Consider the following 21,477-nt stretch of genomic DNA (forward strand, 5'->3'; position numbering starts at 1 on the left):
AAAAGTTATTTTTTGATAATTTCTATTTCTGGATACTCCTTTTGGATAAAAGTTTCTTTCATTTCTAATGGTTGTTGTTTAACATATTTATTAAAAAAAGTAAGAATCAATTGATTAGTAATATAAGACATTCTATCTGGATCAATTTCTCCTGTTTCTGTAAGTGAATGGATTTTTGACCAATACCCCAGATCCCCAAAATTAGCATGACCTGTCGACTTTATCGTAACTAAATAATAATCATTTTTTACCACTTGATCGTATACATAGAAATTTGGAGTGAAAAATTTATCATAATCCCTGTCGGCATGCATCACCAGGAGTGGTGCTTTCAGCGTAGTATCGATTACTCTTCCAAATTGCGCTCCGTCCATATTAATTACTCCTTTAATCTTTTTATTTACCGATGCATTTTGCACTACTGCTGCACCACCCCATGAATGTCCCAATAATCCAACTTGATTCATATTTAATTTTTGATATAAAAAGTTACTCGAATCCTCGTTTAATACAGCCAATTGATCTATGACAAAGGAAATATCATTCGACCATCTATCAAGGCTTTCGAAATATGGTAAATATTGTATGAGTTCATAGGCTGCCGTATTGCCACGCTTATCTTTTGCATTGAGTGCTAAATCCATTTTTTCATGTACAAAACCAAAATCTACCTCTGTATTCATGTCGTCAATATTTTTTTGACTCCATTTGATTCGTTTTCCTTGATATTCTGAAAGAAAGGATTCATATGTATGATGTATCGCAAAAACCACATATCCCTGACTTACAATTTCCTCAATAATCGAAGTATACATTTCACTATTCCATAATAATCCATGGGATAAAATTATAATAGGTAACTGTTTATTTTTTATGATAGGAAGTGACTTTTGAGTATGAGTCTTTGTAAGATCAAAATGTGTAGCAATGATAGCAGGCATACCTTTACTTTCTACAAAAGCTTCTGCGTATCCATGATCCATATAACGTATCGGTTTTGTAATTTCATGGTCAGAAGGATAATATACATTTATTGTTAACTTTCTATAATCCCCTTTTTCTTTTGTAAGTGTTTCTTCTCGTGTTTTGTCTTCAAGATATAATGACTCTAATCCCACTGAAAAAGTACCTGAAGGTTCTGGAAACTTAATCACAGGCATTATGATGCAAAGAACAATACTAATTAAGGTAATAATCAATCCTAAACTAACTAATGAAACCTTTGCTATTTTTTTAATGTTGGAGGCATAGTACAATACTATACTTATCAAAAGTGTGGTATATCCTAAATACATCTGCCATCGAATTCCTTCGATTAGCCAATGAAGTACAAAAAAAACAATGCTAATGTAAAAAAGCCATTTTTTGATCTTTAAATATTGTGCAAAAAAACAGATTAAAAACCCTGTTAATGAAAGAAGTAAAAAAAGTTCTAAGATTCGCATTGATTCTTCTATGATTTATTTTGAATCAAAACTAACCACATTAGATTTACGTTATTGGGTATTTGCGACTAACTACCGAATTAGCTTTGCTTATACCTTAAATAGTATCAAAAATGTGGTAAACCTGTAAAAAACCATATCAATTTGGCTTTTTATCTCGTTAACAATGCTGTTTAAAAAAATATATTGATATTACACTCTATTTTTGTTTAGCCAATGATTTCTAAAGAGTTTGTATTAAAAATAATTGTAGAATTATTACTTCATATCACCTTTTGGATTGTAGTATTGGTTTGCTATACCTATTTCTTTGGGCATAATACAGACAACATAAGTTATGTTTTTTCTTTTTCGTTATTCTTAATGCCGGTAACCATTGGGACTACCTATACTGTAATTAACCATCTCATTCCTAAATATCTATTAAAAGAGAAGTATTTACTATTCTTATTATACTGCATATATACTATCATTATTTCTGCTTTTTTTATCACTATTTCATTCTTTTATGGATTGATTTTTTTATCATCCCTAAAATTAGAAGGCATGGCCCCTATGACCAGAAGTCCTTTTTTTCTGTTTATTGCGGTATATTTTGTAGTCTTTGTTGCTAGTGCTTTTAGTTTGGTACGACATAATTATAAATCAAACTCAGCAAACCGAGAACTGCAACATAAAGTCTTAGAGGCTCAACTTAAACTTAAAGAACAAGAATTACATTATCTCAAAATGCAAATTCATCCTCATTTTTTATTCAATACGTTAAACACGATGTATGGATTTGCGCTAAAAAAATCTGAAGAAACTCCAGAAATGATCTTGAGGCTTTCGAACCTATTAGATTACCTCTTATATCAGGTAGATAAACCTTTGGTATCATTAAAACAAGAATTAGATCATATCAAAGACTATGTTACCTTAGAAAAAATGCGATTTAATGATACACTAGATGTAACTATGAATTTTGAAAATGTAAACGATTCTATTCATATTGCTCCTATGCTGTTAATTCCGTTTGTAGAAAATAGTTTTAAGCATGGACAAATACGAAATAAAAAACTCTCTATTTATATGAAACTAACCCATATAGATAACGTAGTACATTTTTGTATAAAAAATTCAATTTATAGTTCTTCTGAAAATGACCCAGATGGTATTGGTTTATCTAACATCAAAAAAAGGCTTTCCTCATTGTATGCTGATAATCATGAGTTACTAATTTCTATAGATGAGCAGTGGCATAGTGTCGAATTAAATCTAAATACTTCTAAAACAAAAAACCTATGAGCTCCAAAATATCCTGTATCATAGTAGATGATGAACCCACAGCAAGAGAGATTATCTCCTCTCACCTGTCAAAAATTGATCGTATTGAGGTTATAGCAACGTGTAGTAACGCTCTAGAAGCGTTTAATTGTATTAATACCCAAAAAGTAGATCTTATTTTTCTAGATATAAATATGCCTGAGATTTCAGGAATTTCTTTTGCGAAATCTATTAATAAGGATATCAAAATTATATTTACTACTGCCTATCGTGAATATGCTATTGATGGTTTTGATCTTCATGCAGTAGATTATTTATTAAAACCTATCGCTTATGAACGATTACTAAATGCCATACATAATTATTTTGAAGTCTATCATAAGACAGAATCATCAAAAACTATTGAAACCAGTTCGAATGAATTTATTTTTGTTCGATCAGATCGAAGAATGAAAAAAGTTGATTTTGCCGAAATTATTTATATCGAAAGTTATAGTGACTATGTAAAAATCCATTGCTCATCTAATACTATTGTCTCGAGAGAAACAATAAGTACAATCGAATCCAAATTACCACAGCAATATTTTATGCGAACCCATCGATCTTATATTATTGCTATTTCGAGGATAGATTCTTTTTCTAATGAAGAAATTATAGTTGGTAAAAACTCTATTCCTATTAGCAGAAATTACAAAGCTGAAGTATTGTCAAGATTAGAGAATATGTAAGTATAAGTGTTACCAAAAAATTCTAAGCCTGTTAAAGATTATAAAAACTTCAACAGGCTTAGTTTTACACTAATATATTATGTTTTTTACTACTTCTTAATTTGATTAAGAATGTAACGCTCTATTATCTGTCGCAGCAAGCGCTGCTTCTTTTACTGCTTCTGTAAACGTCGGGTGTGCATGAGACATACGAGAAATATCTTCGGCAGATGCTCTAAACTCCATTGCAGTAACTGCTTCGGCAATAAGGTCTGCACAACGTGCTCCAATCATATGAACGCCCAATACCTCATCTGTAACTTCGTCTGCAAGTATTTTCACAAAACCATCAAGATCGCCACTAGCACGTGATCTACCTAGTGCTCTAAAAGAAAACTGTCCTGATTTATATTTTACTCCAGCTTCTTTTAATTCTTCTTCAGTTTTACCCACCGCAGCTACTTCCGGCCAGGTGTATACTACTCCTGGGATCAGATTGTAATCAATATGTGGTTTCTGTCCTGCTAGCGTTTCAGCAACAAAAACTCCTTCTTCTTCAGCCTTATGTGCCAGCATTGCTCCTTTTATCACATCACCTATCGCGTAGATATTAGAAGCACTCGTTTGTAAATGGTCATTAACCTCAACCTGTCCTCTATCATTAAGTTTTACTCCAGCAGCTTCTGCATTTAATCCATCGGTATAAGGTCTACGGCCAACAGATACCAAGCAGTAATCTCCTTTAAACTCTACCGGATTTCCTTTTTTATCATCTGCAGTTACCGTTACTTCATCTCCAGAAACCGATACTCCTGTTACTTTATGAGAAGTATAAATTTTGGATTTCTGTTTTTTCATTACTTTCTGTAATTCTCTAGATAGCGCTTTATCCATTCCGGGAATAATTCGATCCATATATTCTATTACAGAAACTTCTGCTCCCAAACGACGATATACTTGCCCTAATTCTAATCCAATTACTCCACCCCCAATAATAATTAGGTGTTTTGGCACTTCTTTTAGTTTAAGTGCCTCTGTAGATGTAATTACTCTCTTTTTATCAATTTCGATAAATGGTAATGTTGATGGTTTAGAACCAGTAGCAATTATCGTGTTTTTAGCTTCGATTGTTTCTACAGTCCCATCTGTTTTTGTAATATTTATATGCGTAGTATCTTTAAATGATCCTACACCCTCAAAAACATCTATCTTATTTTTTTTCATCAAAAAACTAACTCCGTCACAAGTTTGATCTACCACAGTTTGTTTACGGGCAATCATCTTTTCCAGATTGATCTTTACATCACCAGGAATCTCGATCCCATGATCTGCAAAATGCTTTACAGCATGCTCATAGTGATGAGAAGAATCTAACAATGCCTTACTGGGGATACACCCTACATTAAGACAAGTTCCTCCAAGTGTTGAATATTTTTCGATTATTGCGGTTTTCATTCCCAGTTGTGCGCATCGAATAGCGGCCACATATCCACCAGGTCCAGAGCCAATTACGGCTACATCATATGTACTCATAATAGATTATTATGTTGTGCGTGTTAATTATGAACAACAAATGTACAAATGTTTTGCTTCTTACAGAAGCACTGATCTTGTCAAATTTTCATTATAAAGCAATATTAGGGCAATCAAAAAGTTATACTTTAATTCATGGTAAAGAATGAATTAATGAAAGAATGAGATCATGAAGCCATCAAAAAACAAAAATCTTTGCTAATTTGCAGCTTCGATACTTTATTTACTCTTAAAGACCTTTTGATATAATTATGCGATATTTATCAACTCTTTTTTTGCTTGCTGTACTAGTTTTATGGAGCTCCTGCCGTAATGATTTTGAGTCAAATCCAAGTACAGGAAATTTAAATTTCTCGACAGACACCTTATTTCTAGATACCGTTTTTACCAATATAGGTTCCAGTACATACAGTTTTAAAGTATATAACCATACCAGCGATGATTTTACCATCCCTGCAATTGCGCTAGAGCGTGGTGAAAATTCTAACTACAGGCTTAATGTTGATGGTATTCCCGGAAAATCCTTTGAGAATATTCAGGTTTTAGCCAAGGATAGTATTTTTGTTTTTGTAGAAACAACAACAAATATCACTAATCAAACAGCAGATGTAGAGTTTTTATATACGGATCGAGTATTATTTGATACAGGAGGAAATCAACAGGATGTTGATCTGGTAACTCTAATAAAAGATGCCGTATTTTTGTTTCCTTCTCGGGATGCCATGACAGGTGAGACAGAAACGTTATTACTCGGTCTTGATAATGAAAATAATGAAATTAGAATTGAAGGTTTCTTTCTGGAAGATGATCAACTCAACTTCACCAACGAAAAACCTTATGTCGTTTATGGATATGCTGCTATACCTAGCGGAAAAACACTTACTATAGATGCAGGTGCAAGAATACACTTTCATACTAATTCTGGGATTATAGCTGCAAACGGAGCTACTCTTACCGTAAACGGTGAACTAAGTACAGATCCAGAGCTTCTTGAAAATGAAGTGATTTTTGAAAGCGATCGCTTAGAACCTGGTTTTAGTGATATCCCGGGGCAATGGGGAACTATCTGGCTTACTGCGGGAAGCACAGGTCACTCTATAAATCATGCAACCATAAAAAATGCAACAGTAGGAATACTAATGGACTCTAATGACGGAGGCTCAGATCCGACGCTTACTATTAAAAACACCCAGATCTATAACAGTTCTAATGTAGGACTTCTGGCGCGTACAGGTAATGTACTGGGGGAAAACCTGGTAATTAATAATGCCGGACAAGTATCTCTTAACTGTTCACTAGGCGGCACCTATAATTTTAACCACTGTACATTTGCAAATTATTCTAGTATCGGAACTGGGTTTAGAGAGCTTCCAACGGTATTGATTGATAACAATTTACGAGTAAATGAAACCGATGTAGTTGTTGCAGATTTACTTGAAGCTAATTTTACAAACTGTATTATCTACGGAAATCAGGATTTAGAATTAATATTTAGTAAAATTGATGGCACAGCATTCAATTATAATTTCAAGAACTGTTTAATTAGGTTTAATGATTCTGGTGACCAGTTTACTGGCAATCCTTTATACGATTTTACGAATACCGCTCTGTATGAAAATGTTATTTTAAATGAAGAACCTGATTTTAAAACTCCGCTTGAAAACATGCTTAGTATTGGTGAAAATTCTGCCGCTAATGGTAAAGCGTCTACTCCTACCTCGGGAACCGATATTTTAGGAACTCTTCGCAGTACTACTGCTCCCGATATAGGTGCATACGAAAGCACAGCCTTTGAAGTAGAAAATTGATTTATAATATTATCATTCTTCATTAACACCTAGTAGTATCTTAAATATAGAGATACTAAAAACCGTATTTTTACTTATAGGAAACAACTACGATAAAGATTAGATTTGATATAATAACCATATTACTAACTAATCTTTTACACAAATGAAAACTAAATTTGCCAATCTAGCAAGTTCTTTATTAGTGGCTTGTCTTGTAATCTTCGTTATTGTTATTTCTTGTAAAACAGATAAAACAGACAAAAAAGAAAAGATAGAGCAACAACCTGTTGCTTATGAAAATGTAGAGGAAAAAAGTAACGATTGTAATTGCGAACCTGCATGGTTTCCTCACGCTCAAACACCTCCTCCAGAAGAAGGTAAAGGAAGTCCTTTTGATACTACCAGTACAACAAATTGTATTTTTCAACAATGGTCCTGGCAAAAATTCTTATGGTTAACCAAACCAGATAATGGAACAACTGTTTTCGAAAATAAGTTAATACAGGTTAGTGATTTAATGATTCCTGTAGAACCTCAATCAGGATTATCTTTGGTTCTTAAAGATATAGAACAAGCCGGTTCTGATGGAGTCTTAAAAACCAATTCTCAATTTAATTCGAGCATAAATAAATCTGATACGGTTTACTATTCGATTCATATTGACGATACCTTAAAAGTTGCTGCCGATCATTTTAAAACTGCTATCCTGGATGGATCTATTCCTCATAATAATACCGAAACATTTCCTATTGGATCATTAGAGTTAAAAGTTTCGTGGGTAAAAACCAGTGCAATACCTACAGATAAGCTCTCGTCATATTACCAGACCAAAGCAGCCATTTATGAAAATGGCACATATGTTACCAGTGATGTTGCTTTATTAGGAATGCATGTAGTTGGGGTTGTCATAAATCATCCAGAATTTATATGGGCAACTTTTGAGCATAATGATATGGCTCCCTACTATGATTGGAATACTAATACAGTATCTTCTACCGATGAAAAATTATTATTTGGTAAAGGAAATACTTCATCTCTAGACGGAATTACATGGAGTGGCAATCAACCCAAAGAACCCAATAAAGCTTTTACACTTTTCGAATTTGGTGTTCCCAGAACGCAAGGGAACGGCTTTATGGAAACCAGTCAAAAAGAACCAAAAAATTATGATAATATAAAGAACATTAATTCTTGTGTTGCTTCAAAACTTAAGGATGTATGGAAAAATTATTTTTATAACGGAGGGATTTGGATCGATACCGATGGGCTACCCCCACAAAAACAAGCAGATACCATCCAAAAATTAGCCGGCAATATATCTCATGCTACAAAAGGATCTATCACAAGAGGATCTCTAAATCTTTCCAACCTTACTATGGAAACCTATACACAGACTTTTCAAAGTGATGTACATGATATTAATGTAAATAACTTAGTCAATTGCTTTGTTTGCCATAACTCAGAGAATTTTAACGAAGATAAAGCTAAATCACCATTATACTTAAGTCATATATTTAATGCTTATCTGCAACATGGAGCAGGAAAAACACACGATGAGATTAACACATTAAAAATCAAAGAATTTAACGAACAGTTCATGAAAAAAGGGTAATTCTCATATTCAATTCAATTAAAACTGCTCGTATTTTATCATAGGCAAATACGAGCAGTTTTCTATTTCACCACATATCGAACTCCATTCATCCCAAGAATTTTAGAAACTTAAACAATAAAGGCAACAAATCATTACATTTGAATACGTTTATAAAAACGAAAACTTATAATTTATTTTTCAGTTTATTACAATGAATTCATATCTCTTTACCTCTCAACGATTAGGTTTCCGTAATTGGACCCTCGATGACTTAGAAACATTATTCGAAATCAATAATGATAATGATGTAATGGAATTTTTTCCGTTTAAGCCATCAAAAGAAGATACCAAAGCATTTATTATAAGAATGCAGGAAATGTATTCAGAAAAAGGGTTTTGTTATTTTGCTGTTGATCTGTTGGATAATGCCGAATGCATAGGGTTTATAGGTTTGTGTGAACAAACTTATTTAGAAAAATTAAACCCATTTGTCGATATCGGTTGGCGACTCAAAAAAAGTATCTGGAACAAAGGATATGCTACCGAAGGTGCCAAAGCTTGTTTAGATTTTGGTTTTAATACTATTGGATTAGACAAAATTTACTCTGTAGCACCAGCAATTAACGTAAAATCAGAATTAATCATGAAAAAGATTGGGATGCAACAAATCGAAACCTTTGAACATCCCAAATTATCAGATAATGAGCGATTGAAATGCTGTGTGTTATATGAGAGAGAAAGAGAATACTAGAATAATTAAAAAACAATTACTATGTCAAAATTTAAAATTATAGCCATAGCATTAATTACTTTTCTATGTTTTACACGAATAGCTATAGCTCAACAAGATGCGGTACATAAAAAAATTAATGCAGACATGTATGGTAATTTCTCTAAAGCATTTGAGACTTTAGATTATGACTTATTTGCTTCTATACATAGCAAAAAAATGATTAGAATTTCGGGCAATGGTGGTGAAATTAAAAAAGCAAGTGCCTATTTAAAAGGTTATAAAAAACGATGGAGTGTTCCTTCCAAAAAACCTGCTCCAATTGATTTTAGGTTATTTGAAAGAATCTACTCTGATTCCCTGGTTTCTGACAGAGGAATTTACAGAGTTACTTATATCGACGACACTAATAAGACAAAACACTCCTATGGTCAGTTTCATGTTGTATTAAAGATGGAAGATAAAAACTGGAAAATATGGATGGATTATGATTCTGATGAAAATAAAAGTATTAATAAAGATAGTTATGATGCTGCTTTTTCTATTTCTGAATATAAAAAATACTGGAAACACTAAGATAGTCTGAAGTTTCTATTACATTTGAAAAACACTTACTGCAATTGTACACATGAAGATTACAAGAAAAATAAGAATCATACTCATTCTCTCTCTGGTCTTACTAAATATAAGTTGTGATCAGATTTCAAAGAATGTTGTTCGACAAACAATCGAACCTTATGAGCGTATAGAAGTTTTTAAGGATAGTTTTGTATTGACTAAAGTAGAAAACACTGGTGCCGCCTATAGCTTGGGATCAGATTTGGCTCCGATCTTAAAAATACTTTTATTACAAATTCTTCCAATATTAGTGTTATTACTATTATTAAGACAGATATTGATTAAGACAAATTATTCTAAAGAAACAATCATAGGTTTTGCTTTTATTATTGGTGGCGGAATCGGAAACCTTTTTGATCGCATTGTATATGGATCGGTAACTGATTTTTTGATTTTAGATTTAGGAATCATAAAAACCGAAATATTTAACCTTGCCGATGTTTCAATTTTTTTAGGCTCAATTTTAGTTTTAATTACTACTTTTTTTAATAAAAAAGGAACTATTTTTAAAGAAAAAATTCAATAACAATGAGTTGGATTAAAGAAATATCATATACCGAAGCAACGGGGCAATTAAAAAAAATCTATAACCGTATTAAAGGTCCAGATAATAATGTAGATAATGTATTGTCTATACATAGTCTACGGCCACATACTCTGATAGGCCATATGGGCTTATATAAAAATGTATTACACAACTCTAATAATACATTGCCCAAATGGTACTTAGAGACTCTTGGTGTGTATGTAAGTAGTCTCAATCAATGTAGCTATTGCGTAGATCATCACTCGGTTGGATTAAAACGACTATTGAATGATGATATCAGGTTTAAGGAAATTTTGTCCTGTTTATCCAAAGATGAATTGCAAAATCATTTTAAGTATCAATATTTGGCAGGCCTTCAATATGCTAAGAAGTTAACGTTATCACATCATACTATTACCGAATCAGATATTCATAACCTTAGAGATCAAAATTTATCTGATGGTGAGATCCTGGAGATTAATCAGGTAGTAAGCTATTTTAATTATGTAAATAGAACTGTAGTTGGTTTAGGAGTTAATACTGATGGAGATATTATTGGACTTTCACCTAATGATAGTGATGACGCCAAGAACTGGAGTCATTCCTGAATATTGTTACCTGTTTTAAGATCATTAGAATTGATAGTAGTATAATGTTTCCATTTCTTTTGAAATACAGAATCATTATTGATATATCGTTTTCCTGATTCATAATAAATAAACTCATCTCTTCCTGTTAACTTGGGATCATTAGATATTTTGCTATAAAAATTAGCATACTCTTCTTTTTCTTTCTGTAATGTGTTACGAAGGGAAATATAAACATTTGACTCTGGATCAGACTTTTTCCAGATATCATATTCTGTCGCATTTGAAACATACCTAATAGTATGCAATAAACTATCCTTAATTTTTATATCCATACCGTCTGTATAATATATTCTTTTGTTTGCATAGTCCATATTTTTCATATAAAACCGACTCTTATTGTATGACAAAATCCCATGTTCACCAACAGGAGTAAGCCCATGTACTTTTCTTACTATAATAAAACCAAAATCTTTATCCGAAATTCTTTCTATTAGCAATATAGCTTTATACACAGGATGATTATGTATTGTATCTCGAAAAAAAGCATACCCATCTATAAGATCATAACGTCCTTCTATACTTAAAATTTCACGAATATTTAAGGTATCTTCCTTTTTTTCAACACGTTCAACCTCCTGTTCTAAGTTTTCTTTTTTTACACTTTCTTCAGTTGGTTTGGGCGTTAAATTACTACAGCCAGATAGCGTAAGTAGTACATAGAATAAAATTTGGATATGACGTATATGCATCATAATTCTGTAATTAAGAGTTTTATGATAACAATATAATCAAAAAGTGCACTGCCATATATCATGCCAGTACACTTTCTTTTAATTCGGTATTTAAAACAAACTGGCTTACACTTTTTTTGATATTGCAAAAAATTGCATTTACAAGTGAACTAAAAAAATCTAAATACCAATTTAGTAAAGTATTATCCTACAAATAAAGGCTTATCTGCCATCATCGCATTTACATCATCTGCAATAGTATGCAGTTTTTCTTCGCTTTCAACATTTTGGATTACCTGATCTATCAATTCGACAATAGCTGTCATATCATTTTCTCTTAATCCTCGAGTGGTAACAGCAGCTACGCCAATACGAATTCCTGATGTTACAAACGGGGATTTATCATCAAACGGTACCATATTTTTATTTACAGTAATTTCTGCAACACCCAATGCTTCTTCTGCCTGTTTACCAGTTACTCCTTTATTTCGTAAATCGATAAGCATCATATGATTATCGGTACCACCAGAAATAACTTCATATCCTTTCTTTACAAATGCTTCGGCCATAACTGCTGCATTTTTCTTGACCTGTACGATATAATGTAAAAACTCGTCTGTTAGTGCTTCTCCAAATGCGATTGCCTTTGCTGCAATAATATGTTCTAATGGTCCTCCTTGATTACCAGGAAATACGGCACTATCAAATAATGAGGACATCATTCGTTTTTTACCATTTTTTAAAGTGATTCCGAAAGGATTTTCAAAATCTTCTCCCATCAAAATAAGACCACCGCGTGGTCCTCGTAGTGTTTTATGGGTTGTCGTAGTCACTACATGGCAATGTGGTACAGGATCAGAGATTACTCCTTTTGCAATTAACCCTGCAGGGTGAGCTATATCTGCAAAAAGAATTGCTCCTACACTATCTGCTATCTCTCTAAATCTTTTATAATCAATCTCTCGTGAATAAGCAGATGCTCCTGCAATAATCAACTGCGGTTTTTCTGCTGTAGCGATTTCCTGAATCTTATCATAATTTAACCTTCCAGTCTCCTTCTCTACTCCATAAAAAACAGGAGTATATAACTTACCAGAGAAATTAACTGGCGAGCCATGAGTTAAATGTCCTCCATGAGAAAGATCAAAACCTAATATTTTATCGCCTGGTTTAAGACATGCATGATATACAGCTGTATTGGCTTGTGAACCAGAATGAGGTTGCACATTAGCATATGCTGCACCAAACAATTCTTTAGCTCTATCAATAGCAATCTGTTCTACAACATCTACTACGGCACATCCCCCGTAATAGCGTTTGCCAGGATATCCTTCGGCATATTTATTAGTAAGTACAGACCCAGCAGCTTCCATTACTTGTTCACTCACAAAGTTTTCTGAAGCAATAAGTTCTAATCCGTTGATTTGACGTTCTTTTTCGTCCTGAATTAAATCAAAAATTTGTTCGTCGCGTTGCATGAATTCATTATTTATTAGTAAAGGCGTAAAAATAGGAAATCCATTCCTTAAATCGACGTAAATAGTCCCTAATAAATAAGAACGTCTTGTTCTTTTTATGAATTCATGTTTCCTACCATACATCACTGATAATTTTGCATTAATACTTATCAAATATTACGAAGTAAAACGTTTCTGGGTTTCGAAAAAACGTAACAAATAAGTAATCTCACCTTGGTATTGTACTATTAATAACATATCTTATCATTATTTTAATTATTTTTCACATAATTAAAAACTTTTAACCATTCGAAAATTATATATTTGATCATAAAAATTACCAACAACATATAAAAGAACAATAATGCCCATAACTGCAAATTATCCAGATAGAAAGACATGGATTGAAACATTTCCTAATACGGATTTTCCTATACAAAATATTCCTTTTGGCGTATTTCTTACCCGAGATGATATTATTACTATAGGAACCAGAATTGGTGATACTGCTATTGACCTAGGAGCGCTTCATCAACTTGGTTATTTTGATGAGATCCCATTAACAGATGATATTTTTTTACAGGATTCTTTAAATGATTTTATTTCTGATGGAAAAAAAACGTGGAGATTAGTTCGTAATAGAATTGCTGAAATTTTTGATGCCAAAAACAATTCCTTAAAAAATAACGAAAAACACAGGCAAGAAGTTTTATTCTCTCTAGATGAAATCGAAATGCAACTACCTGTTAGTATTGGAGATTACACTGATTTTTATAGTAGTATCGAACATGCGACTAACGTAGGAAAAATGTTTAGAGACCCCGAGAATGCTTTACTTCCTAATTGGCTACATATGCCTGTTGGATATCACGGTCGCAGTAGCTCGGTTATCCCTTCTGGTATTCCTGTACACCGCCCACAAGGTCAAAAACTAACCAATGGTGCTAAAGAACCTATTTTTGGCCCTTCGAGACTAGTTGATTTTGAACTTGAAATGGCTTTTATTACTACAGATGCTAACCAATTAGGAGAACCAATACCTATCGAAGAAGCAGAAGATTATATATTTGGAATGGTATTATTTAATGACTGGAGCGCAAGAGATATTCAGAAGTGGGAGTATGTTCCACTAGGTCCATTTTTAGGCAAAAACTTTGCTTCATCTATATCTCCGTGGATTGTAACTCTTGATGCCTTAGAACCTTATAGAACAGATGGACCTAAACCAATAAAAAAACAACTACCTTACCTTCAATATAAAGGAAAAAAGAGTTTTGATATAAATCTAGAAGTTGCCATTCAACCAGAAAAAGCAGTAGAAACTGTTGTGTCTAAAAGTAATTTTAAGCATATGTACTGGACAATGGCACAACAACTTACTCATCATACAGTAAATGGATGTCCCGTTAATTCTGGGGATCTTATGGGTAGTGGAACATTATCCGGACCAACACCAGATTCGTATGGGTCAATGTTAGAATTAAGCTGGCGTGGAGAAAAACCTCTACAACTTAATGAAGGAGGTAGTCGTAAATTTATTGATGATAATGATACCGTGATTATGAGAGGGTATTGCGAAAAAGGCGGAGTTCGAATTGGATTTGGTGAAGTCTCTACCAAGTTACTCCCTGTGTTTAAAAAATAAAGAATGTACAAACCATTATATAACCTCGGAAAAATAGTTTTCGAGGTTTTTTTATTATCTTTTGGCATCAAAGTTGTTTTCAATACCCAAATCAAAATATTATTGATATGAAAAAACTACTACTCCTACTACTTACAACTACAGTTATTTCTTCATGTAGCAGTGTTAAAAAAACTGAAAAAGCACTTAACACAGGAAATTATGATCAAGCTATAAATATTGCTTTAAACAAACTTAGAACAAACAAAGGAAAAAAAGGAAAACAACCTATTATCCTTATGCTGGAACAAGCATATGCAAAAGCTCTAGATCGAGACAATAATGCTATTGCATATCTAGAAAAAGAAGGAAATCCTGCAAACCTTGAACGTATTTATAATACATACTTATCCCTAAAGAATAGACAAGAACGTATAAAACCATTGTTACCTCTATACCTTGTTGAAGAAGGTCGTAATGCCAACTTTATACTACATAACTATGATCAAAAGATTATAAATACAAAAGATAAACTTTCTCAATACTTATTTAATAATGCCAAAGCTTTATTGACATCTGCCAAAAGAAAAGCAGATTATAGAGCGGTATACGAAGATTTGAACTACCTGAATAAAATTACTCCTAACTACAAAAATACGCGAGAAATGATTGATGAGGCTCATCAAAAAGGGACTGATTTTGTAAAAGTAACGATGAAAAATAGAACCGATGTTATTATTCCTAAGAGATTAGAAAGTGACTTACTTAATTTTGGCACATATGGTCTTAATGACCTATGGACAGTATATCACAGTCAACCTCAAAAGTCTATCCCATATGATTATGCTATGGAAGTAGAATTAAGAGAAATTAATATATCTCCAGAACAAGTTAAGGAGCGTCAATTACAAAAAGAAAAGTTGATTAAAGATGGTTGGGAATATCTACTTGATGAAAATGACGAAATCGTAATTGATGATAAAGGCGAAAAAGTGAAAGTAGACAGAATGGTAAAAGTACATTGTGAGTATTATGAATTCACACAGTTTAAAGCTACGAATGTAGTGGGTAATGTCCAATACCGAGACTTAAGAACAAGACAACTCCTAGATGCTTTTCCTATTGCAAGTGAATACGTTTTTCAACATATTTATGCAAATTATAATGGAGACAAACGAGCTTTGGAAAATGGTTTGTTAGGATATTTAGGTTTAAAATCGGTACCATTTCCTTCTAATGAGCAAATGGTGTATGATTCTGGAGAAGATTTAAAAAACAAATTAAAGAATATCATTACTAATTATCGTTTTAAATAATACATTACACTATAATTATTCGGTACTATATAATAGAGAATTATAAGTATGATCGATCACGCAAGTTTACTTAATTCGGGGGCGGTACTAAAAAAATATAAACGGGGAGAGTTTCTTTTTAGAGAAGGTTCTATTGCCCGTTATTATTATCAGGTACACCAGGGAGAGATTAAAATGAATAATTATAATCAGGAAGGGAAAGAATACATACAAGGTATTTTTACCAAAGAAAAAAGTTTTGGTGAGCCTCCTTTATTTGCAGATTTTAAATACCCTGCCAATGCAGAAGCTATTATAGATTCTGAGGTCTGGCAATTACCAAAAGAAAAATTCTTAAAACTTTTAGAAGAAAATCCTGGTATTCATCATAAATTCACCAGTACACTAGCCTTACGGTTATATTACAAAGCAATCATGGTCTCTGAAATATCTACTCAAGAACCAGAACATCGTATCCTTAGAATTCTTGATTACTTCAAAAAAAATAGCGCCCCAAACACAATAGAATCAGATGCATACAAAGTAGAACTAACCAGGCAACAACTTGCCGATCTAACTGGATTACGTGTAGAAACCGTTATACGTAGCATTAAAAAACTAGAGCAAAAAGGAGAACTCTTTATTAAAGACAGGAAAGTATATCGATAATACTCATTGTTTATTTATAAAGACAAAAAACAGGATAGCTTCATATTTATCACCAAGTTTTTCTCGCAACAGCGAAAAAGATTTAGTTATTTGAGCTTCTACTGTTTTTATAGATATGTTTAAATACTCTGCTATTTCAGAGTTTGTCAATCCTTCTTTTTTACTTAACTCAAAAACTTGCCTGCATTTTGGAGGTAAACTTTGTATTTCTTTATTTACTATTTCTGTCATCATCTCCAAAACAGATTCATCACTACCTTCGGCCACTTCATATAATGACTCAATATATTTGTATTGAAGTAACATTGTTGATTTATTTTTTTGATACGTGTTTATAAACTCATTATAAACCGACTTAAACAGAAAACTTTTGATAGAATAATCACTATTTAGTTTTTCTCGAAATCGCCATGTTTTCAAAAATACATTTTGCACTATATCTTGTGCCATTACATGATTATTAGCTAAGGATAAAGCATAAGCATGTAACCTCCTATGATATTTTTCTAACAAAAACATATAAGCCTTTTCCTCTCCTTTTTTAAGAGCTTGTGTTAAAACGTAATCATCTTTAAACTTCACTTAAGAAAAATTAACAATTCAATTTAATACCTAAAAACTTATGAATTTTTCAAAAAAACAATTAAAAAGTAAGGGTATTTGTATTCAGTCTTGTATTATCATATAAAGTTGATAAATATATGATTTCTCCTGAAATAGAAAAACTTCTCATAAAATTCTTTAATCAGTCTACAACCAATGAAGACCTTGATCTATTAAATCATTGGATCAAAAACCCCAAAAACCAATCTATTTTTAAAGATTATGTCAAAACCCACTATGTAATCACACTTGGTATGAACAATCCTTCTCTAGACAAGACAAAAGAGTGTTTACTAAAGGAAATAAAGAAGGAGAAAAATCTCTTTCACAGATCTCAATTTAGAGTATTCTACAAATATGCCGCCATTGCTATATTATGTTTAGGGATAGGCTATCTACTGCAAAAAAACAGTTTGGATACTAAAGAAGAAGCATTAACTCCAGAAGAAAGAACAATAACCTTAAAATTAGAGAATGGGGATACCCAAATAATCTCAGAAGACGGTGATACCAACATTGTAGATGTTTCTGGTACTATTATCATGCAACAACAAGGTACACAATTAGTGTATAACAAAAATATTTCTACTGAGAAACTTAAATACAACACCTTAACTATTCCATACGGAAAACGATTCGACATTATTTTATCTGATGGGACTCATGTTTTTTTAAACTCAGGAAGCTCAATTAAATATCCAATAAAGTTTATTCCAGGAAATCCCCGTAAAGTTTTTCTGGAAGGTGAAGCTTTTTTTGATGTTACCAAAGATGAAAAACATCCTTTTTTAATAGAAGCTCAATCACTTGATGTAAAAGTACTTGGAACCAAATTTAATGTAACTACATATCCTGGCGATAGTGAAACAGAGGTTGTACTGGTTGAAGGATCTGTAAGTTTAAGTTCTTCAGAAAACAAATCAGATGGTGAACAGGATGTTATTCTAAAACCCGGGTTTAAAGGAACATTTGATAACGTAGAACAAACAATCTCTACTCAAAATGTAAACACTTCTATATATACTTCATGGGTAGAAGGTATTATTGTTTTCAGAAATGTTCCTTTTGAGGATATCATTAAAAAACTAGAGCGCCAATATAATGTTACCATAATTAACAATAATAGAGATTTAGCAAAAGAAGCTTTTAATGCGAGTTTCGAAATTGACAGAGAAACAATTGATGAAGTTTTACATTATTTTAATAAAGTTCATCAGATTAAATACAAAATCATAAATAATAAAGTAATTATAGAATAATAAATAAAATACATATGAAAAAAATGAATTAAACAACCAAAAGATTTTACTCACTTTAATCCTATTAAAAAAATCGGAAAATGCTGGCACACTTTCCGATTGAATAAAGTGATTTAACATCAATACGTAAACCACAAATAAACATTTTAAAATTATGAAAAAAATATTGAAATCCGAGGGTAGACTTCGAGAGATATTAAAGCTTACTTTAAAAATGAAAATATCTTTACTTTTTATACTTCCTACACTATTTACCATACAGGCAAATAGTTATTCCCAGAACACTAAGTTGTCATTAGACATGGAAAATGTAACTGTAATACAAGTAATTGATGAAATTGAATCTCAAACCGAGTTTAAATTTGTTTTTAACACAAAAGCTGTTGACTTAGATCGAAGAGTAACAATAAAACTTAAGAAGAAAAAAGTTGAAGAAATCTTGAACACGCTTTTTTCAAATTCTCAAACCGCCTTTGAGATAGACAATCGTAAGATTTTATTGAAAAAAGCCTTAAACCAAACTCCCTCCATACAAAATGACGAAATAGATAATCAAGAAAAGCAGGAAATAGAAATCAATGGGCAGGTTTTTGACTATCAAAATGCTCCTCTACCTGGTGCCAGCATAGTAGAAAAAGGCACAACAAATGGTACTACAACAGATTTCAACGGTAATTTTTCTATCACAGTTTCGAATATCAATGCGGTTTTAGTGATTTCATATCTTGGATTTGAGTCCAAAGAGGTAAATATTACTTCACCCACAGAAGAATTAAAAATCATATTAAAAGAAGGTGGATTTGCTTTAGAAGATATTGTGGTTACAGCAAGAAAAAGAATAGAAAATGTTCAAGACACTCCGATTTCTATTACTGCCGTACAAGGAGTAGTTTTAGAAGAGATGGGAGTAAACAATATAACCGGAATCGCAGATATTGCCCCTAACCTTACATTTAGTACAACCGGAACCGTATCTGGATCAAGCTCTGCTGCAGTAGTTTACATCAGAGGAATTGGTCAGAATGATTATGTGCCGGTAGCAGATCCTGGTGTAGGAATTTATGTTGATGAAGTGTACCTGGGCAGAACCGTTGGTGCTGTTTTAGATTTAGCAGATTTAAAAAGTGTAGAAGTCATTAGAGGTCCCCAGGGGACTCTCTTTGGAAGAAACTCTATAGGTGGAGCCATATCCTTATTATCCAATGATCCAGGAGATATATTAAAAGGAAAAGTTAGCCTTACAGGAGGCAGTTATTCAAGAAATGATGCTACGTTTAGAATAAGCGGACCTATATCTGAAAGTTTCGGGTTTACTTTTAATTTAATACGACGAAACAGAGAAGGATATGTAGAACGAGTATTCGTTGATGATTCTGATTTAGGCGATGAAAATTCCCATGGAGCAAGACTTAAATTAGACTATCATAAACCATCCAGTAAATTTTCTGCAAAATTTATTGTTGATTTTGCAACAGAAAGAGAAGAATCTGCCGCAGAACAGAATTTATTCTTTCATGATGATAGATTATTACCACAATTATGGAATACCAATGCAGCACCAGCAGTTACATCTACCGCCTCTGGTTATGTCCCTGGAGACACCACTGTAGGAACTGATATTTATGACGAAAGGTGGAATTTTGGGCCATTCAAAACAGGTGAAACTTCACTTTCTCAAAATGATATTGATACTTGGGGTATATCTACTAATTTAAAATATGAAATCGGAGAAAATTCTGAGACTAAACTAATTTTGGCCTATAGAGATCTAGATGCCGAGTTTGCAAGACAAACAGATGGATCACCACTTAATATCTTTGAGAATAGAGATGTCTATGAGCAAGATCAATTTAGTGCAGATTTACGTTTTAGTCATTCTAGTGAAAAACTAGATTTTGTAACTGGGTTGTTTTATTTTATAGAAAATGTAGACAACGCTTTATCATTTACCGGTGCATTACAAAATACAGTGTATCCAGTATTCTTAGGAGGTTTGGTTGAGAATAGTAATTATGCAATATATGGAGAAGCAACTTATAAAGTAACCGATAAACTATCATTAACTGGAGGTCTGAGATATACTAATGAGACTAAAAAAGCAAAACCAGATGCCTTTAGAGACCCTACAGTAAATCTAGGAGATACTCCTAATGCTCCTGATCCAATTCGGGATATCAATACAAATCCCAGACGTTTACTTGACCAAATGTGGCAAGAGAATACTTTTGATCAAGTAACATGGAGATTTAATACCGCATATAAAGTTTCTGATGCTTTAAATATTTACGGTACTGTTTCTACCGGATTTAAATCTGGTGGGTTTGAATGGAGAGTTACCAATACATCTTTTTATGAGGATCCTTCAAATGATTTTGACGGAGATGGAGATGGAGATTTACCTCAATTTTCTCCAGAAACGGTTACATCTTATGAACTGGGCGCAAAAGTAAAAGTAAAAAAACTAAGGTTCAACACGGCATTCTTCTATACCGATTATAAAGATTTACAAATTGCTGCTAATCCACCAGGATCAATTGCAACTTTCCAGACAAATGCCGGGGATGCCGAAATTAAAGGGCTAGAAACCGAAATAATTTGGCTCCCTAACTCTTTTATGCTTGTTAATATAGGATATGGATATACAGATGCAGAATACAAAGATCTTATCGAAGGGGTCACCGTAACCGAAGATGATAATTTCATTTTAACTCCAGAACATACTTTAACTTTTGGAGGGTCATACAAAATCCCCGTATCCTTTGGTAGTTTTACCCCAAGAATAGACGGCCATTATAAATCTAGAGTCGATTTTGAAGCTCAAAACAGTGATTATGTTTTTGATGATGGTCATACTGCATTAAATGCTTCTTTAAAATTTAATGCAAAAAAACACTGGGAACTTATCATCGGTGTCGAAAACTTAACAGATGAACTATATTTAGTTGGAGGTGACGCGAATACTGCAATAGGCTACGAGAATGGAATCTATGCAAGACCCAGAAATTATTACGCCACTCTATCATATTCTTTTTAAATACTT

18 protein-coding genes are annotated in these 21,477 nt (G+C 32.6%); 13 read left to right on the top strand and 5 right to left on the bottom strand.

The genetic code is table 11. The annotated features are described in order from the left end of the window. Nucleotides 1-5: 5 nt before the first annotated feature. Nucleotides 6-1,445 carry a hypothetical protein gene (locus DK441_RS03805; RefSeq protein ID WP_109097552.1) on the bottom strand — a complete coding sequence of 480 codons (1,440 nt, stop codon included), beginning with the start codon at nt 1,443-1,445 and terminating at the stop codon, nt 6-8. A gap of 216 nt (nt 1,446-1,661) precedes the next feature. Between DK441_RS03805 and DK441_RS03810 the strand changes: the two genes are divergently transcribed. Both DK441_RS03810 and DK441_RS03815 read left to right on the top strand, forming a co-directional pair. Next, nucleotides 1,662-2,732, top strand: coding sequence for a sensor histidine kinase (locus DK441_RS03810; RefSeq protein ID WP_109097553.1), 1,071 nt, complete (start codon nt 1,662-1,664; stop codon nt 2,730-2,732). Then, nucleotides 2,729-3,439 (top strand): LytTR family DNA-binding domain-containing protein, encoded by a 711-nt coding sequence (locus DK441_RS03815; protein ID WP_109097554.1) that lies wholly within the window; start codon nt 2,729-2,731, stop codon nt 3,437-3,439. Before DK441_RS03810 ends, DK441_RS03815 begins: the two co-directional genes overlap by 4 nt. Before the next feature lie 105 nt (nt 3,440-3,544). Here the strand turns inward: DK441_RS03815 and lpdA are convergent, their stop codons facing one another. Beyond that, complete coding sequence (gene lpdA / locus DK441_RS03820) at nt 3,545-4,951, bottom strand: dihydrolipoyl dehydrogenase (RefSeq protein WP_109097555.1); 1,407 nt, start codon at nt 4,949-4,951, stop codon at nt 3,545-3,547. Nucleotides 4,952-5,202: 251 nt separating this feature from the next. On the opposite strand from lpdA, the gene DK441_RS03825 reads away from it, so the two are divergent. The 6 genes from DK441_RS03825 (at nt 5,203) to DK441_RS03850 (ending at nt 10,817) form a co-directional block, all read left to right on the top strand. Then, nucleotides 5,203-6,759, top strand: coding sequence for a hypothetical protein (locus DK441_RS03825; RefSeq protein ID WP_109097556.1), 1,557 nt, complete (start codon nt 5,203-5,205; stop codon nt 6,757-6,759). A gap of 145 nt (nt 6,760-6,904) precedes the next feature. Next, nucleotides 6,905-8,353: a hypothetical protein gene (locus DK441_RS03830; protein WP_109097557.1), complete on the top strand. Its 1,449-nt coding sequence runs from the start codon at nt 6,905-6,907 to the stop codon at nt 8,351-8,353. 193 nt (nt 8,354-8,546) lie between these two features. Then, nucleotides 8,547-9,086 carry a GNAT family N-acetyltransferase gene (locus DK441_RS03835; RefSeq protein ID WP_109097558.1) on the top strand — a complete coding sequence of 180 codons (540 nt, stop codon included), beginning with the start codon at nt 8,547-8,549 and terminating at the stop codon, nt 9,084-9,086. 21 nt (nt 9,087-9,107) lie between these two features. Continuing rightward, nucleotides 9,108-9,641: a DUF4440 domain-containing protein gene (locus DK441_RS03840; RefSeq protein ID WP_109097559.1), complete on the top strand. Its 534-nt coding sequence runs from the start codon at nt 9,108-9,110 to the stop codon at nt 9,639-9,641. Between the two features lie 52 nt (nt 9,642-9,693). Next, nucleotides 9,694-10,209, top strand: a complete 516-nt coding sequence (lspA, locus tag DK441_RS03845; protein ID WP_109097560.1) for a signal peptidase II — start codon at nt 9,694-9,696, stop codon at nt 10,207-10,209. Between the two features lie 2 nt (nt 10,210-10,211). Then, a complete protein-coding gene (locus tag DK441_RS03850; protein ID WP_109097561.1) occupies nt 10,212-10,817 on the top strand; it encodes a carboxymuconolactone decarboxylase family protein in 606 nt (201 codons plus the stop codon). Here the strand turns inward: DK441_RS03850 and DK441_RS03855 are convergent. Continuing rightward, nucleotides 10,808-11,551, bottom strand: a complete 744-nt coding sequence (locus DK441_RS03855) for a hypothetical protein (RefSeq protein WP_109097562.1) — start codon at nt 11,549-11,551, stop codon at nt 10,808-10,810. The two genes, DK441_RS03850 and DK441_RS03855, sit on opposite strands and share 10 nt — an antisense overlap. 182 nt (nt 11,552-11,733) lie before the next feature. Further along, nucleotides 11,734-13,008, bottom strand: a complete 1,275-nt coding sequence (gene glyA / locus DK441_RS03860) for a serine hydroxymethyltransferase (protein WP_109097657.1) — start codon at nt 13,006-13,008, stop codon at nt 11,734-11,736. A gap of 343 nt (nt 13,009-13,351) precedes the next feature. Between glyA and fahA the strand changes: the two genes are divergently transcribed. From fahA to DK441_RS03875, 3 genes are all read left to right on the top strand, one after another. Beyond that, a complete protein-coding gene (fahA, locus tag DK441_RS03865; protein ID WP_109097563.1) occupies nt 13,352-14,632 on the top strand; it encodes a fumarylacetoacetase in 1,281 nt (426 codons plus the stop codon). 107 nt (nt 14,633-14,739) lie between these two features. Further along, the gene (locus DK441_RS03870; RefSeq protein ID WP_109097564.1) at nt 14,740-15,927 is read left to right on the top strand and encodes a hypothetical protein; all 1,188 of its coding nucleotides are present in this window, start codon (nt 14,740-14,742) and stop codon (nt 15,925-15,927) included. A gap of 48 nt (nt 15,928-15,975) precedes the next feature. Continuing rightward, nucleotides 15,976-16,575 (top strand): Crp/Fnr family transcriptional regulator, encoded by a 600-nt coding sequence (locus DK441_RS03875; RefSeq protein ID WP_109097565.1) that lies wholly within the window; start codon nt 15,976-15,978, stop codon nt 16,573-16,575. A 3-nt stretch (nt 16,576-16,578) separates the two neighbouring features. Here the strand turns inward: DK441_RS03875 and DK441_RS03880 are convergent, their stop codons facing one another. Beyond that, complete coding sequence (locus DK441_RS03880; protein WP_109097566.1) at nt 16,579-17,157, bottom strand: RNA polymerase sigma factor; 579 nt, start codon at nt 17,155-17,157, stop codon at nt 16,579-16,581. A 119-nt stretch (nt 17,158-17,276) separates the two neighbouring features. Here DK441_RS03880 and DK441_RS03885 point away from each other — a divergent pair, with 119 nt between their 5' ends. Further along, entirely contained in the window at nt 17,277-18,437 is a 1,161-nt protein-coding gene (locus DK441_RS03885) for a FecR family protein (protein WP_109097567.1), read from the top strand. Nucleotides 18,438-18,591: 154 nt separating this feature from the next. After that, a complete protein-coding gene (locus DK441_RS03890) occupies nt 18,592-21,471 on the top strand; it encodes a TonB-dependent receptor domain-containing protein (protein WP_109097568.1) in 2,880 nt (959 codons plus the stop codon). Nucleotides 21,472-21,477 lie beyond the last annotated feature (6 nt).

The sequence above is a fragment of the Aquimarina sp. AU58 genome (assembly GCF_900312745.1).
GTDB classification, from domain to species: Bacteria; Bacteroidota; Bacteroidia; order Flavobacteriales; family Flavobacteriaceae; genus Aquimarina; species Aquimarina spinulae.